Origin of the sequence: Holdemania filiformis (assembly GCF_003459085.1) — a bacterium.
Lineage (GTDB): Bacteria > Bacillota_I > Bacilli_A > Erysipelotrichales > Erysipelotrichaceae > Holdemania > Holdemania filiformis.
In genome coordinates this window covers 101,998-115,869 of record NZ_QRUP01000010.1, presented here as the reverse complement: position 1 = coordinate 115,869, position 13,872 = coordinate 101,998, and the positions used below count along the sequence as shown (strand labels likewise).

The 13,872-nt window shown below is 50.6% G+C and carries 11 protein-coding genes; 5 read left to right on the top strand and 6 right to left on the bottom strand.

From position 1 onward, the window contains the following. Window positions 1–99: 99 nt before the first annotated feature. Window positions 100–1,482 (bottom strand): M24 family metallopeptidase, encoded by a 1,383-nt coding sequence (locus tag DWY25_RS09625; protein WP_181981777.1) that lies wholly within the window; start codon window positions 1,480–1,482, stop codon window positions 100–102. A gap of 450 nt (window positions 1,483–1,932) precedes the next feature. On the opposite strand from DWY25_RS09625, the gene DWY25_RS09620 reads away from it, so the two are divergent. Both DWY25_RS09620 and DWY25_RS09615 read left to right on the top strand, forming a co-directional pair. Then, window positions 1,933–3,852, top strand: a complete 1,920-nt coding sequence (locus DWY25_RS09620; RefSeq protein ID WP_117895053.1) for a sensor domain-containing diguanylate cyclase — start codon at window positions 1,933–1,935, stop codon at window positions 3,850–3,852. 200 nt (window positions 3,853–4,052) lie between these two features. Then, window positions 4,053–4,967 (top strand): AEC family transporter, encoded by a 915-nt coding sequence (locus DWY25_RS09615; RefSeq protein ID WP_181981776.1) that lies wholly within the window; start codon window positions 4,053–4,055, stop codon window positions 4,965–4,967. A gap of 181 nt (window positions 4,968–5,148) precedes the next feature. Here the strand turns inward: DWY25_RS09615 and DWY25_RS09610 are convergent, their stop codons facing one another. The 3 genes from DWY25_RS09610 to DWY25_RS09600 form a co-directional block, all read right to left on the bottom strand. After that, the gene (locus DWY25_RS09610; protein ID WP_117895051.1) at window positions 5,149–6,360 is read right to left on the bottom strand and encodes a S8/S53 family peptidase; all 1,212 of its coding nucleotides are present in this window, start codon (window positions 6,358–6,360) and stop codon (window positions 5,149–5,151) included. A 173-nt stretch (window positions 6,361–6,533) separates the two neighbouring features. Then, window positions 6,534–7,796, bottom strand: coding sequence for a UDP-N-acetylglucosamine 1-carboxyvinyltransferase (locus tag DWY25_RS09605; protein WP_039863882.1), 1,263 nt, complete (start codon window positions 7,794–7,796; stop codon window positions 6,534–6,536). Between the two features lie 85 nt (window positions 7,797–7,881). Next, window positions 7,882–8,328, bottom strand: a complete 447-nt coding sequence (locus DWY25_RS09600) for a DUF3284 domain-containing protein (RefSeq protein ID WP_181981775.1) — start codon at window positions 8,326–8,328, stop codon at window positions 7,882–7,884. Between the two features lie 148 nt (window positions 8,329–8,476). On the opposite strand from DWY25_RS09600, the gene DWY25_RS09595 reads away from it, so the two are divergent. The 3 genes from DWY25_RS09595 to DWY25_RS09585 are packed head-to-tail and all read left to right on the top strand — an operon-like array spanning window position 8,477 to window position 11,386. Next, window positions 8,477–9,286, top strand: coding sequence for a TraX family protein (locus tag DWY25_RS09595; RefSeq protein WP_117895049.1), 810 nt, complete (start codon window positions 8,477–8,479; stop codon window positions 9,284–9,286). A 28-nt stretch (window positions 9,287–9,314) separates the two neighbouring features. Beyond that, complete coding sequence (locus tag DWY25_RS09590) at window positions 9,315–9,992, top strand: response regulator transcription factor (protein WP_117895048.1); 678 nt, start codon at window positions 9,315–9,317, stop codon at window positions 9,990–9,992. After that, a complete protein-coding gene (locus tag DWY25_RS09585; protein ID WP_181981774.1) occupies window positions 9,956–11,386 on the top strand; it encodes a HAMP domain-containing sensor histidine kinase in 1,431 nt (476 codons plus the stop codon). The genes DWY25_RS09590 and DWY25_RS09585 overlap by 37 nt, the downstream gene beginning before the upstream one ends. 162 nt (window positions 11,387–11,548) lie before the next feature. Here the strand turns inward: DWY25_RS09585 and DWY25_RS09580 are convergent, their stop codons facing one another. Both DWY25_RS09580 and DWY25_RS09575 read right to left on the bottom strand, forming a co-directional pair. Next, window positions 11,549–12,829, bottom strand: coding sequence for an alkyl/aryl-sulfatase (locus DWY25_RS09580; protein WP_117895046.1), 1,281 nt, complete (start codon window positions 12,827–12,829; stop codon window positions 11,549–11,551). A 158-nt stretch (window positions 12,830–12,987) separates the two neighbouring features. Continuing rightward, window positions 12,988–13,842, bottom strand: a complete 855-nt coding sequence (locus DWY25_RS09575) for a YitT family protein (protein ID WP_117895045.1) — start codon at window positions 13,840–13,842, stop codon at window positions 12,988–12,990. Window positions 13,843–13,872 lie beyond the last annotated feature (30 nt).

Below are 13,872 nucleotides of genomic sequence, written 5' to 3'. Positions count from 1 at the left end.
TTTCTTCGTTTATTTACCCTAAGTATACGCAGCCTGAAAAAAGAAAGGGGGTCAGAAATTGACCCTCAGCTTTTTTCAAAGAAGGAAAGACCGGAAAGCTCAGCGCTTTATTTTCAGAACCTTTTCCCGGTTGAGCATCAGCGGCCGGTAGTACGCTACGGTATCGCACATCGGCAGCACGTCTTCATGCAGGACAATGCCCAGCTCCTGCTGAATATAAGCCCGGCGCTGCCGGATTGTTTCCCACAAAACCGGATCTTCTTTCTCGATCTGACAACGCAAAGCCTCGTCCGCCAACGCCACGGTGCTTTCCGCTCCGGTTCCGCCATAGCCGGGCAGCGACGGAATGATGTCGATCTGGAAAAGCATCCCGCTGGCTAACGGAATCGTGGATCCCGGGGTGATCGGCGAACAGAGCCATTCCTCGTCCGCGCTCAAATGTCCCGGATTTAGCGACCAGTGATACTGCGACTTAGGCAAGACCCTTTCGATATGCTCGTACAGCTCGCCGCCGCCAAGACCGACATGAATAGTTTCCAGCCATTCCGCGACGGCGGCATAATACGGCATGGCCAGCTTTTCCAGATAATCCTGCACGCCTTCCGGCAGCTGCGACGGATCACTGACAGCATAGCCGGCCCGGCTGGTCAGTCCGCCCTTGTACCCGGTCGTTAACGACAGCTTATCGCCAAGTTGGATCGCTTTGCCGCGGGGATACAGGTTTGCTTTTTCAAAGCGGTCGCCGGTGGAAAAGATTGTTACGACGCTCGGACGCTGCCCTTCGGCGTTCATCAGCGAACCGATTTCCAGCTCGGTCTTTCCCGGGGCTAACGCTTCCATCGCCCTCAGCACGCAGTCGGAAGCCAGTGAAGCACCGTATTCATAATGAATCAATTCGTTGGCGTTGTTGGTGATCCGCGCGCCGTTACGCGGATCGACAAACAGCCCCGTGGCGTTGATCAGCCGCCCGCCGGCCTGACGCAAAGCCTCGACGATGAACGACGGCACATCGAACAGCGTGCTGTTTTCCTCTGCCTGGCTGGTGAACAGCTTCCAGCCGGCCACACCGATCTTCATGCCGGCTTCAATCCCGGCCTGCGTGAAAAAATCACACAGGCGGCCGTCATCCGTCATCGGCTGATTCGGCAGTGAGAAAAACGGAACGTGCAGCATCGTCGCCGGAATCCGCGAAGTATGGACCATTTTCGTGTTTTCATTGCCCAGCAGTAAGACCGCCCGGCCCGTTTTGAACAGCAGCAGCACCGACTCCTCAAAGCGGGTCAAAAAACCGGTTAAATACTCAAAATTGGATCCATGTTCCAGATCGCAGTAAACCGCCAGGCAGTCGAGCTGATGTTCTGCCATTCGGGTCAGGATTTTATCCCGGCGCTCCTTCATCGTCTGATCGCTTAAAAAGACCGGCTGGCGTTGTGGATGAAACCGCGGGACAGGCGCGCTGTCCCAGATTACTTTTCGTGTCATGCTTTCTCCTCCTCGAGTTGGAATGTCCGGCTTGCGGATCGCTGATTCGCTTCCCGCACCGGCTTTGATATTTCGATTATAACCGCTTATCTTTGAATATGCGGGACAAGATTCGCTCCAGAAATAAAAATTCATTGCCCTGGATTCCTGGCCAGCGCTGAAACACGCTCCTGTCTTCCCGATGACCTGCGGTCAAAGCGGACGAAACCATCCCTCCGTTTTTTCCTTTTTCCAGCTGTTAGTCCCTGACTGTGAGTTTGGTCGGCAAAGAAGCGATGTTGGAAAAAAAATTGTATTCCCGGTAGGTCCTCCATACAATAAAAATAGAATTTAATCCTTGCGCTGCAGTCAAGAAGGCTTGCTTATGACAGCTGAACGTTTTTCGACATCCAAAACAGAAGAAAGCCGAGGGGAGATTGACTTTCTCACTGAATAAGGAGGGGGATTTCAATGAAGAAAAATATCCTGATCCGCACAAATTTTCTAGTCTGCCTGATCATTATCATCGGCTTTTTGATGACCGCGTTTTTAAGTTATCAGATGAATTACACAGCTTCGCTGGACAATATCGAACAAGTTTCCAGCCTGACTTCCGAAGGGATTTATTATCAGCTCACTACGCTGTTTACCAAACCGGTCAATATCTCGCTGACCATGGCCAACGACAGTCTGCTTCGCTCGACGCTGTCGCAGGAACTCGAAAATCTTGAGAATCCGGATTATATCGACACGCTGCGCGAATATCTGAACAGCTATCGCTTAAAATACAACTATGACTCGGTCTTTCTTGTTTCGACGGCGACGCATCGCTATTACAATTTTGAAGGGCTGGACCGGACGCTGGAACCTGGAAATCCGGAAAATGACTGGTATTATGATTCGTTAAGTTTGTCGCAGGATTACTGGATCAATGTGGATAACGACGAAGTCGCCGGTGCGGATAACAAGATTACGGTCTTTATTAATTGCAATATTTACGAGGATAACGGCGCGCTGTTGGGCACTGTCGGCGTCGGCTTACAGATCGACTCGCTGCAGGCGCTGATTCAGGAATATGAAAATCAATATCATGTCGAAGCCTACCTCGTCGATCAAGACGGCCTGATCGAAATTGCTTCGCACTATACCGGCTATGAAAAGGTCAATTTCTTTTCTCTTTTCGACTATCCGGAAGAAATCCGGCAATCGTTGTTATATTGGAACAAAGGGGAAGCCGCCGACAGCTTCTGGACAACGCAGGGGGATAAAAGCTCCAGCGAGGATTATCTGATCACCCGGTATATTCCGGAGCTGAACTGGCATCTGGTTGTCCGGCAGGACACCGGCAAGCTGATGACAGAACTGCAGCAGGAAATGCTTCGTTCCGCGATCATCATCCTGTTGATTATCGTGTTCATCCTGATCGTCATCACCCACGTCATCCGCACCTTTAACCGCCAGATCGTTGCGCTGACGCAATCCATGGAACAGGAAAAACGATCAATTTTCAAGAAAGCGACCGAGGAATTATTCGACGATATTTACGAGCTGGATATCACGCGCAACCGGCCGGCTAACGAAGCGACGATTCAATATTTCATGAGTCTGGGCGCACAAGCGAATACGCCGTATGACGAAGCACTGAAAATTGTTGCGGAAAAACAGATCAAAGAAGAATTCCGGCAGGGTTATATCGACACATTTAAACCTGAAAATGTAATCCGTGCTTATGAAGCGGGACAGGACACGTTAAAATATGAATTCATGATGTCGACTGGCGGCGCTTATTTCTGGATGCGGATTACAGCCCGGATCCTCCGCCAGAAAAGCGACGGTTCGCTGCACATGCTGACCTACCGGCAGAATATCGACGCGGAAAAGCGGCAGGAAAACCGGCTTCAAGAATTGGCCCAGCTGGATGAAATGACCGGCTTACTGACAAAAACCGCGACCCGCCGGCACATTGAACATCTATTGAAAGAAAAGCCAGACCAGCTGTACGCTTTCTTCATTCTGGATATCGACACGTTCAAGCAAGCGAACGATCTCTACGGTCATGCCTTTGGGGATTCGGTCATTGAGCGATTTGCGGCGGTGCTGCGCACGCAGTTCCGGGAACAGGATATGATCGGCCGGATCGGCGGCGATGAATTTGCGGTCTTCATCCCGGTCCCGGATCTTGCCTGGGTCAAAACCAGAGCCCAGCAGTTGTTAAAAGCTTTGCATTACACGCACACAGCAATGGGAAACAGCTGGGGCGTCAGCGCCAGTATCGGCATCGCGTTGACCTCTCGGGAGGCAAAGGACTTTGAAACGTTGTACCAGAAAGCGGATGACGCCTTGTACATGTCGAAGAAAAACGGCCGGAACAATTACACATTAAAACCGTAACTTTTCTGTTATTCAAGAGAGAAGCGGTCTGGGAATTCCATCGCGGAATTCCTTTTTCTTTAAATGGAAAAAGATAGTATCCGCAGCAGGATGCCGCTAACATCCCCTTCCGTACCTTTTGGCTTTCTTACTTTCCTTTTCCTATGGAAATCCGTTATAATGTCCCTAAGCAAAAAGTAAGCCCAGAGGGAGAAGCAATCATGGAATCCGCAATCACAATTTTTAATCAGATCCTTAAAATGTTTCTGATGATGAGCGTCGGTTATCTGCTTTACCGGAAACAGACGATTAACGACGATACAACCGCCCGGCTGTCCAACATCCTGTTGATGGTCGCCACGCCCTGTACCATCATAACGTCCTTTAACCAGACGTATACGCCTGAAAAGTTCAAAGGTCTGATCCTCGCCTTTCTGTTAAGTCTGGCGGTTTATGCCGCCAACATTCTCATCGCCCGGCTGATTTACAAACCGGAACAGCGTGTGGAAAAATTCGGGATGGTATTTTCCAACGCCGGTTTTCTGGGAATTCCGTTAGTCACCGGATTACTCGGAATCGAAGCGGTATTCTATCTGTCCCCGTTTATCGTCTGCTTTTATTTGTACGCCTGGACGTATGGTGTCATTCTGATGTCCGGGGATAAAAACAGTGTGACGATTAAAAAAATCGTGGTCAATCCATGTATCTGGGCAATGATCATCGGCGTCATTATTTTCCTGCTTCCCGTGAAGCCGGCGCAGCCGATCATGGAAGCTGTGAATTCGTTAGGCTCCATGAACACGCCGTTAGCGATGCTGGTGCTGGGCGCGTATCTGGCAAAAAGTCCGCTCATCCACATGTTTAAAAATAAAACCGCCTATCACGTCAGCGTCGTTCGTTTAGTTCTGGTTCCCGCGGCTTTATTAGCGGCTTTCAGCCTCATTCCGGACTCCTTCGCCACCATCCGCACTGTGATTCTCGTTTCCGCCGCCGCTCCTTCCGCGGTGCTGGCGCCAGTCTTTGCCCAGATGTTTGACCGGGATATCACCTTAGGCGCAGAGATTGTCAGTCTCTCTACGATTCTCTGTCTGTTTACCTTACCGCTGGTCCTGTTGATCGCGGAAATGATCTGGTAAACGGTTTCCACATACGTAGTAAAAAATCTGGCGCTTAAAATCCAGATTTTTTTATTGCGGCAAAAGTCCCATCCGGATCCATTGTTCCGGCGGCACTTCCACCTCGATCATTTTTCGTTTTAATAATTTGATCATCCGCTCCCGTTCCTGCGGTCCGCCCTCAATTCATATTGATCTTCTGTTATTTTTCTTTCAATGCCGCCAAATGATCGTAAAGGCGTGACGGATAAATCACGTTTTCCAATCCTGTCACCCGGTATTCCTTGTCCGGTCTTAATGTGATCGTCGAATCGGCGACAATCTCGACAAATTCATCCAGCGTTAAGCTCGGATCCATCTGCAGAGCCAGCGCGTAAAAACCAGCCAGAGTGGATATCGTGCCATAGTTTACATCGAAACTGCTCGGATAATAAACATACGTTTCTTCTCCCGGAAAAGCCAGGACCCGGTTAGCGTAAGGAAGATACAGCACATGATCTGGAGTTTCTCCAGCCTTGTCAAAATAGTAGGAATTCACATCATCCAGCGGGGCATACGGAATTTTCGCCACGGTTGTGAAGTAATGACCGTTAAAATAAGGCATTTTAGTCATCACTTCGATCCCTGCTTGTTTTAATTCCTCGACTTTCGCCCGATACGTATCATAGGCACGGTCCTGAGTGTTTATATCAGAAAGAATGAGAATCATCCGAATCGGATCTTTTTTCAAGGTTTTGTTATATTCCAACAAGGAATCCATATTCTCAAGGATGGAGGAAAGGTCTTGCTTCCCCTTTTCATCATATCCTGAATTGACGATATAAGCGATTGAAGCCTCCGGGGCATACCCCAGCGACTTCCCTGCCAGATTGGACAACATTGCGCCGCTTCCAAGCGTACTGAACAAATTTTGAGATAAGGGATCTTCACTCCCATAAAAGAGTTTCAAATTATCTTTGTATTCAGGATGATCAACGTAAAGCTGCGGTCCGATGATCGCGATCCCCACGCCCTTTCCGGTGATTCCGTTTTCATGGAAAAGCGCCGCGCCCAATGGTTTGCCCCAGGCTTGTTCCCAAAATTGTTCAATGTCCAGGTTTGGTAATGTAGCCGGCCATTTTGTGCTTGCGGTAAACATCGTTTCATTCGCAAGTTCGGATAACGTCAGCGAAGATAAATCCAATGTTGAAAGATCCTTCGCTATAAAATTATAAAAATAAAAATTTTGGGATGTCTTAATCTGATAATCGGATAGACTTGGGTTTGACAGACTCTTATCCGGCCTGGATTCCAGAAATTCTTCCATTTCCTTTCCCGCGGAGGTCCCGTGAATCCCTGGTTTCAGTCCGTCTTCGCTAAAACAGCCGCTTAAGCACAACGTTAATAACAGACTCAGGATCAACACTTTTTTCATTTTCGATCCCTCCTTATTTCTCTCTGCCTTAATCATACTTCAAATTTCAGACAATTGGGAACAAGGATCATCATTTTGATTCAATAACTTTTCCCAAACTTAAAACTTGCGGAATAACACAAAAAAAGACCTGAACGGACTGTCTGCTCAGATCTTCTGACTTCATAATGGCGTTATTCGATCGTTTCCCGCCAGATGTTTGCACCCAATGCCCGCAGCTTGCCATCCAGGTCGTCGTAGCCTCGTTCAATGTGATAGATTTCATGAATCTCCGTCACGCCTTCCGCTAACAAGCCGGCCACAACCAGACTGGCACCGCAGCGCAGGTCCGTTGCGGTGACCCGGTCGCCGTAGAGCGGCGTGATACCTTCGATTGTACAGCTGCCCTGACCGACGCTGATATCCGCGCCCATCCGCTGCAGCTCGATACAATGCTTGAACCGTTCCGGATAAATCGTCTCCCGGATCGTCGACTTGCCTTCCGCCTGGGTTAACAACGCCGATAACGGCTGCTGCAAATCTGTCGCAAACCCAGGATACGGCAGCGTTTTGATATCCACGCCCTGCAGCTTGCCGCCGCCGCGGATCGTCACGCTGTCCACGTCGACTTCCATATCCACGCCCATTTCCTGCAGCTTTGACAATAACGATTCCAGATGCTGCGGAATGATGTTGGTAATCTTCATCTCCTTGGCCGCCGCGGCCGCCATGATGATAAACGTACCCGCTTCAATCCGATCCGGGATAATTTCATGGAAACAGCCGGATAAATGATCCACGCCGTCAATCGTAATCACATTCGTTCCCGCGCCGCGGATATGCGCGCCCATCTTGTTCAAAAGTGTCGCGACGTCGATAATTTCCGGCTCCTTCGCCGCGTTTTCAATCGTGGTGCGGCCTTTTGCGTACACCGCCGCCATCATGATATTGATTGTTGCGCCGACTGAGGAAATATCCAGGAAGATTTTTGTGCCGATCAACTCTTCCGCTTCGATAGTATAACAACCTTTCTGATAATCAACCTTCGCTCCCAGCGCTTCAAAGCCCTTGAGATGCAGATCGATCGGCCTCGGCCCCAGATAACAGCCGCCCGACATTTTGATTTTTACATGCTTGTATTTGCCTAACAACGCTCCCATAAAATAATAGGAAGCACGCAGCTTCGTGACCGCCGGATGTTCCAACGGCCGGTTGACCATTTCCGTCGGATCGATGATCAGATGCCCCCGATCCTTGTGCACCACTGCGACGTTCAATTCCTCTAACAAGGTGGATAACGACTCCACGTCCGCGATATCCGGCACGCCGCAGATCGTTACCGGGCCGTTGGCCAGAATCGAGGCCGGGATCAGAGCGACCGTCGCGTTCTTCGCTCCGCTGATTCTAACCTCTCCGTTCAGCTGATGACCGCCTTCAATCTTAAATACTTCTTCCATCGGTTGGGCTCCTTTCATTGCACTATCATACTATTAAGTTTTGATAAAAACGTGATTGTTCTGTAGTTTTTAAAATACTGAACACTCATTCACCGTACAGCTGACGAATTTCGGTTTCCCATTGTTCCATCAGCCGCTGCAGCTTCTTCTTGTTATTCTTTCTTCCCATCCAGGAAAAACTTGCGATCGCCAGTTTTTTCTCCATGTTGGAGGGTAAAAATTCCTCGCTGTACGTCACCTGACAGCGATCCTTGCCCAGCGCGGCGCATTGAGTATCAATGACCTGCGTGCCATCAAACATCTCGACGCGTAGCTGCACATGACCCGGCTTATCGAAAACGGCGACCTGCGCCTTGCCGATGCGCTGTTTCTTTTCGGAAACCAGAACCTTCTTATCATATTTCATGCCCTGATGAATCTCAGCAATCGTCAATTTCTTATCGGTTTCTATCTGAATGTCCTGTGCGATCCGGCGTGCCATAAAATTGAAAAACTGCACGGCGGAACAGGGAAACTGGTGTTCTATCTGCATAAACCTCATCCTTACCTTTTCCGTACCTATTATACCGTGAACTCCCCGGCATTGCCACCCTTTCCAAATCACGGCCGGCAGTTTTCGCTTTCCTTAGAATTTCCTTAGATTTCCGGTTTATGCTCAAACTATCAAGGAGGAATCTTCAATGAAAACAAAAAAACACTTTCGAGGACTGTCGGGATTGGATCTGAAATGCCTGGCGATGGTTCTGATGGTCCTGGATCACCTGCATTATTTCTTTGAATTTACCGGACGAATTCCGCTGTTTTTTTCCCAATTGGGCCGCTTATCCGGCTGGTTGTTTCTGTTCTGCGCCGCGGAGGGCTTTGCGCATACCTCCAACCGCAAGCGTTATTTCTTACGCTGTTATGGTATCGCGGCGGCCATGGGCTTGATTCAGTATTTGATTCAGTTCTTCGGCTGGACCCGGGCCGACGGTTTTTATCCCGCAAACAATATATTTGCGACGTTTGTCCTTTGTTTTATCCTGTGGCAGGGGCTGGATGAATGCAAAAAGAAACGCTGGCTGCCGGGAATCGGCCTGTTGGCGCTGCCTTGGGTCTGGTATTTCAGCTTTGCCCGGCTGCCGCTTTCAATTATGCCTTACGCTTACTTTCTGCAATGCACGCTGTTCCCGCTGCCTTTCTTAAACGAAGGCGGGATTTACTATCTGATCGGCGGCTTGATCCTTTACGGTCTGCGCCGTCACCGCGCCGTTCAGCTGAGCGTGTTCGTGCTGACGCTTGCCGGCTTATACGGTCTGATGCTTCTGCAGATGAATCTGAGCCATTTTACGGAGATCTTTACGCTCGCTTATGAATGGATGGGCGTGTTCGCCGTCATTTTCATGGCGCTCTACAACGGAAAGCGGGGACCGCGGAATCAACGGTTTTTCTACTGGTTTTATCCGCTGCACGTCTATCTGTTTTATTTGTTGTCGTGCTTGATGGTATAATAGAAGCAACAGGACAGGAGGCGGAACGATGGCGACGCTGATCGCAGTGGACGATGACCTGGATTTACTCCGGCTGATCCGGATCGCGCTGGAAAAAGACGGACATCGGGTGCTGACCTTTGCGAATCCCGAAGAAGTCGGCGAAGACGACTGGGCGCAGGCTGATCTGATTCTGCTGGATGTGATGATGCCGCAGCAATCCGGTTTCGAGCTGTGTCAGAAAATCCGCGGCCGGCTGAGCTGTCCGATCTTATTTCTCAGCGCCCGCAGTGAGGAGGAAATGATGATTGAAGGCCTGGGGTACGGCGCGGATGATTATCTGACCAAGCCGTTCAGCCTGAGCGTTCTGCGCAGCCGCATTCAGGCCCATCTGCGCAGAGAACAGCGGCGTTCTTGGATCCGCCAGGACGGCTGGCAGATCGATCGGCAGCAGGACGTCGCTTTCCGCGGACAGCCGCTGGCACTGACCCGCAGCGAAAAAGAAATTCTGATTGCGCTGCGCCGACAGCCCGGCCGGATCTGGACCAAGGATCAGCTGCTGGCGCTGATCAACGGCTGGGATCGCGACAGCGGACCGGCGGCGATTACCGAGCATATTAAAAACATCCGGTCAAAATGCCGGAAATTGAATGAAGATCCGATAGAAACCGTATGGGGGATAGGCTACCGATGGAAAAAAGAAGACGCAGAAAAACCCGGACTCTAGCGCAATTCTTGCGGCGTTATTTTTTAACGACCGCTTTCGGCGTGCTCGCGATCCTGGCCGCGGCAGTGTTTCTGTTTATGGCCGGCTTGAACGCCGGCTTCTACACAAGCGCCGATTACAATGAAAAACAGGCGCAGGAGCTGATCGGCAAAATTCAGCAGCAGGATTTTTTTGACCCTGCGGAGGTTCCCGACGGCATCCATTACCTGTTGTTCAGTCATGAACAGCTGGCGGACAGTTCCCTGCCGGCGGACAGCGGGCTGGCTGATTTTTCCTTCTATACCGGAAGTTACACCGGAAGAATCGGGGCCGAAACCTGGTTTCGCACCGACCTGCGGGCAGAAGTTGTCATTCTTCTGTTCCGCTATGAAGTGCGTCCGGCCGTTCCGGGGATCGCCGCCCTGATCAGCGATCTGCAGGGACTTTTTATCAGTGTGACCGCCGTTCTCCTTCTCCTTTATTTATGGATGACAACCAACCGCTACGGAAAAAAACTGGTTCAGGCGCTGAACGCACTGGAGGAATCCGCGACGCAGATCGCGTCGGGAAACCTTGATTTTACACTTCACGACACCCCGCTGACGGAGTTCAACCAGGCGTTGGATTCCGTCGATACGATGCGCTCTGCCCTGAAGGATTCGCTGGTCCAGCAATGGGATATGCAGAATCAGCGGGAAATCCAGATCGCCGCGCTGGCGCATGATCTGAAGACGCCGCTGGCTGTGATCCAGGGCAACGTCGAACTGCTGCAGGAGGAAGCTCTGTCTGAAACAGCGGGGGAAAGTCTGGAAGCGATACAGCGGCGGTTAGGCCAATTAAGCCAGTATGTGCTTCAGCTTCAACAAGCCGCCTGCAGCCAAAATCAGGCGGAACAACCGAAAGTAACGCCGATCCATGAGCTGATCCGGCGCTGTACTGAAGAAGTGTCCGGATTGTGCCGCAACAAAGAAATCACGTTAACCGTGTTCTGCCCGCCATTCTCAGCCCGGGTGCATACCGAAACACTGAGACGGGCGCTGATCAATCTGCTCGATAACGCGATCCGCTACTGTCCGCCGGGTAAAACCGTCCAGCTGATGGGCGCGGTGACAGAAACAAACTGGATCCTGAAGGTCAGCGACGAAGGGCCGGGCTTCCAGGCTGAAAGTTTGAAGCATATCGGCGAACCATTTTACCGCTATGAATCCGCCCGCAGCAGCAACGGCCATGCGGGGTTAGGCTTATATACCGTGTCGCAGGCAATGCAGATCGAAGGCGGACGGATGATCCCCGGCAATGTCCCGGACGGCAGCGGCGCGCAGGTGATCCTGGAATTTCCGCTGTCATCTCTGGCGGAGGATTCAAAAACAGCTTCCGCCCCGGATCTAAAATATCCTCTTGAAGATCAAAACTAATTTTTGATTCGCGGCTCCTTGAATTCTTCTTTCAAGGGGCTGGTTTTCATTATCAGCAAGAAAAAAGTTACGACTTTCTTTTCAAAGCTAAATGACTTTCCCATTTTTTAACGATTTTTCAGGACTCAGACTATCAGCTTTATTCAATTCTATCTCCATTCCTTAGTCCAATCCGGCAGTTTTCCTCAGTTCTTTCGCGCAGGCTTTATAATAATGCCGTCCGTTTGCGCTTGTTTCCTCCTCCGCCAGTCGATCCAGCGCGGCGGCTTTGAGTCTCAGGATAGCGGCGTCCGGTTCTGCTTCATAACACAAATCGCACAGTTCCAGACACCATTGATCTTCGTGCTTCTCAAAAGCCATTCGGGCCGCAGCTTCAGTCCTATCCTTCCCGCCCATCAATTCCAGCATTTTCTGTGACCGGATTTGCGGTGCGAGTGGATGCAGATGCGTTGGATTTCCATCAAACCAACCTAAATAGGCCGCATAGATTTCCCGGACCGCCCATTCCGCGCAGCCGTAATATTCCCCAAGATATGGCAGCTGGGAGAGTTCCTCAGGCAGCTGAATTTCCGCGGCCAGTTGATCGGCGCTTTTTCCTTCATTCATTCCTTCTAACGTTTTCGTCAGAAAAAAATCGAGCGCATTTCTAAAATTGCCAACGGTTTCCCGGATTCGTTCCCTTCCACAAACCGCAGCCGTATGGCCGGGCAGAAGGATCTGGGCCGGATAGGAAAGGATGACGTCCAGGCTGTCAATCCAGGAGGCCAGATCGCGGTATTGTCCGCCCCGGATCGCATATAAATTCGGAAAACAGCCAAAGTAGTTATCACCGCAGCAAAGCACTGCTTTTTGCGGCAGCCAGACGAGCATTTGATCCTCAGCCTCACCCGGAACCCGCACTAACTCCAGTTCGATCCCATCGATCGCGCGGGTTACACAGTCTTGATCATAAACTATTGTCGGAGAAACAAAACTACGATGCTCGCCGTAATTTATTCCTTCTCGCGGACCAATCCCCTGCGAAAGTGCTTCTTCGTCGCTCAGCGTATAGCCAAATTGCCGTGCTCCCCGCCTTGTTTGTATTTCCTGCAACGCTTCTGTTCTTTTTAATTCCTGATTTTTCGGTTTAAACGCGATGATTTCCGAGACTTCCTCCTGAAAGGCTCCGGCTCCGCCCCGGTGGTCAGGATGTCCATGCGTATAGAGAAGGGTCCTGACCGGCTTCCCCGTCGTTTTTTGAATCCAGGATTTTAAACAATCTCCCCGCTCCCGGCTATCCAGTGTATCGATCAAAATCACGCTGGTCTGTCCTTCAATAAAAATCGCATTGCTGTGGCCGTAGCCTAAAACGAACCACACGCCCGAAGTCACTTCCATTACTGTTTTTTTATAACTTCTTTCCGTAAATTCCCGCAGTTTTTGACATCCATTATGGCTCAGCATCTTTCTGCTCCTCCGTTCATTCAAGTCTGTTCTACCGCATTACAATCTTGTTCAGAATCCGCTCTGCCTTGTTTCGTGAAGCCGGAAATTTCTTAACTGTTTATCTTGAATTGTCCGCTTGTCGTTGCAGCACAGATTTCAAAAGACTTCATCCAACCTCAAACCTTGAATTCAAAGCTGAAGCCGAAGCCCTTGACCTCATGCGTATCGTTGGCGATCACAAACGCCTCCTTATCGATCGCCGTCACCATTTCCATCAGCGCCGGATATTGATTCTTGGTGATGACCACCAGAACAATCTTCCGTTTTTCATGCGTATAACCGCCCTGTGCTTCGATCAGCGTCGTCCCGCGTTCCAGTTCGGAATGAATTCGTTCGATGATCTGTTCGTATTGATCGGAAATAATCTGAATCGCCTTGGCCTGCTGACCGCCGAACATCAGCACCTTATCGATCGCGACCGAGGACGCCCACACGGAAACAAAACCGATCAGCACCGCTTCCAAGCCATAGGTAAATGCCCCCAGCAGCACGGTCAGCGCATCGGTGATCAGCACCAGCTTGGCGATTTCGATATGCGTCAGCTTATGAACGATCAACGGCGGAATATCCATGCCGCCCGTACTCGCTCCGGTTCTTAACGCCATCCCAACCCCCATGCCGCCTAAAAGTCCGCCGTACAGGGAAGCCAGGATCGGGTCAAGATCCAGCACCGGCACCCGGCCGCTGAAAAAGGTCAGAAATACCGGATAGATCAGCGAGCTTAGTATTGTCTTCATCGCAAATTCTTTCCCCAGGAAACAGGCGCCGAGGATAAACAAGCCGACCACTAACAGATTGACCATCAGCGTGACCGGCAGCGGAATCAGCGGCTGCAGCGCTACCGCGATGCCTGCGACCCCGCCGGATAAAATATCATAGGGCAGAATGAACATACTGACAGCCAGCGCCAGCACCGCGTTCCCCGCGACAACCCAAACGATATCCTTCCCTTTTTGCTTCAACGTTCTCATAAGCAACCTCCTCGTTCTCAATTCATCCCT

Coding starts and splice junctions, on each gene's coding strand:
- DWY25_RS09590 (WP_117895048.1), top strand. CDS start 9,315: ATGGCGACGCTGATCGCAGTGGACGATGACCTGGATTTACTCCGGCTG.
- DWY25_RS09615 (WP_181981776.1), top strand. CDS start 4,053: ATGGAATCCGCAATCACAATTTTTAATCAGATCCTTAAAATGTTTCTG.
- DWY25_RS09595 (WP_117895049.1), top strand. CDS start 8,477: ATGAAAACAAAAAAACACTTTCGAGGACTGTCGGGATTGGATCTGAAA.
- DWY25_RS09620 (WP_117895053.1), top strand. CDS start 1,933: ATGAAGAAAAATATCCTGATCCGCACAAATTTTCTAGTCTGCCTGATC.
- DWY25_RS09600 (WP_181981775.1), bottom strand. CDS start 8,328: ATGCAGATAGAACACCAGTTTCCCTGTTCCGCCGTGCAGTTTTTCAAT.
- DWY25_RS09610 (WP_117895051.1), bottom strand. CDS start 6,360: ATGAAAAAAGTGTTGATCCTGAGTCTGTTATTAACGTTGTGCTTAAGC.
- DWY25_RS09575 (WP_117895045.1), bottom strand. CDS start 13,842: ATGAGAACGTTGAAGCAAAAAGGGAAGGATATCGTTTGGGTTGTCGCG.
- DWY25_RS09605 (WP_039863882.1), bottom strand. CDS start 7,796: ATGGAAGAAGTATTTAAGATTGAAGGCGGTCATCAGCTGAACGGAGAG.
- DWY25_RS09580 (WP_117895046.1), bottom strand. CDS start 12,829: ATGCTGAGCCATAATGGATGTCAAAAACTGCGGGAATTTACGGAAAGA.
- DWY25_RS09625 (WP_181981777.1), bottom strand. CDS start 1,482: ATGACACGAAAAGTAATCTGGGACAGCGCGCCTGTCCCGCGGTTTCAT.
- DWY25_RS09585 (WP_181981774.1), top strand. CDS start 9,956: ATGGAAAAAAGAAGACGCAGAAAAACCCGGACTCTAGCGCAATTCTTG.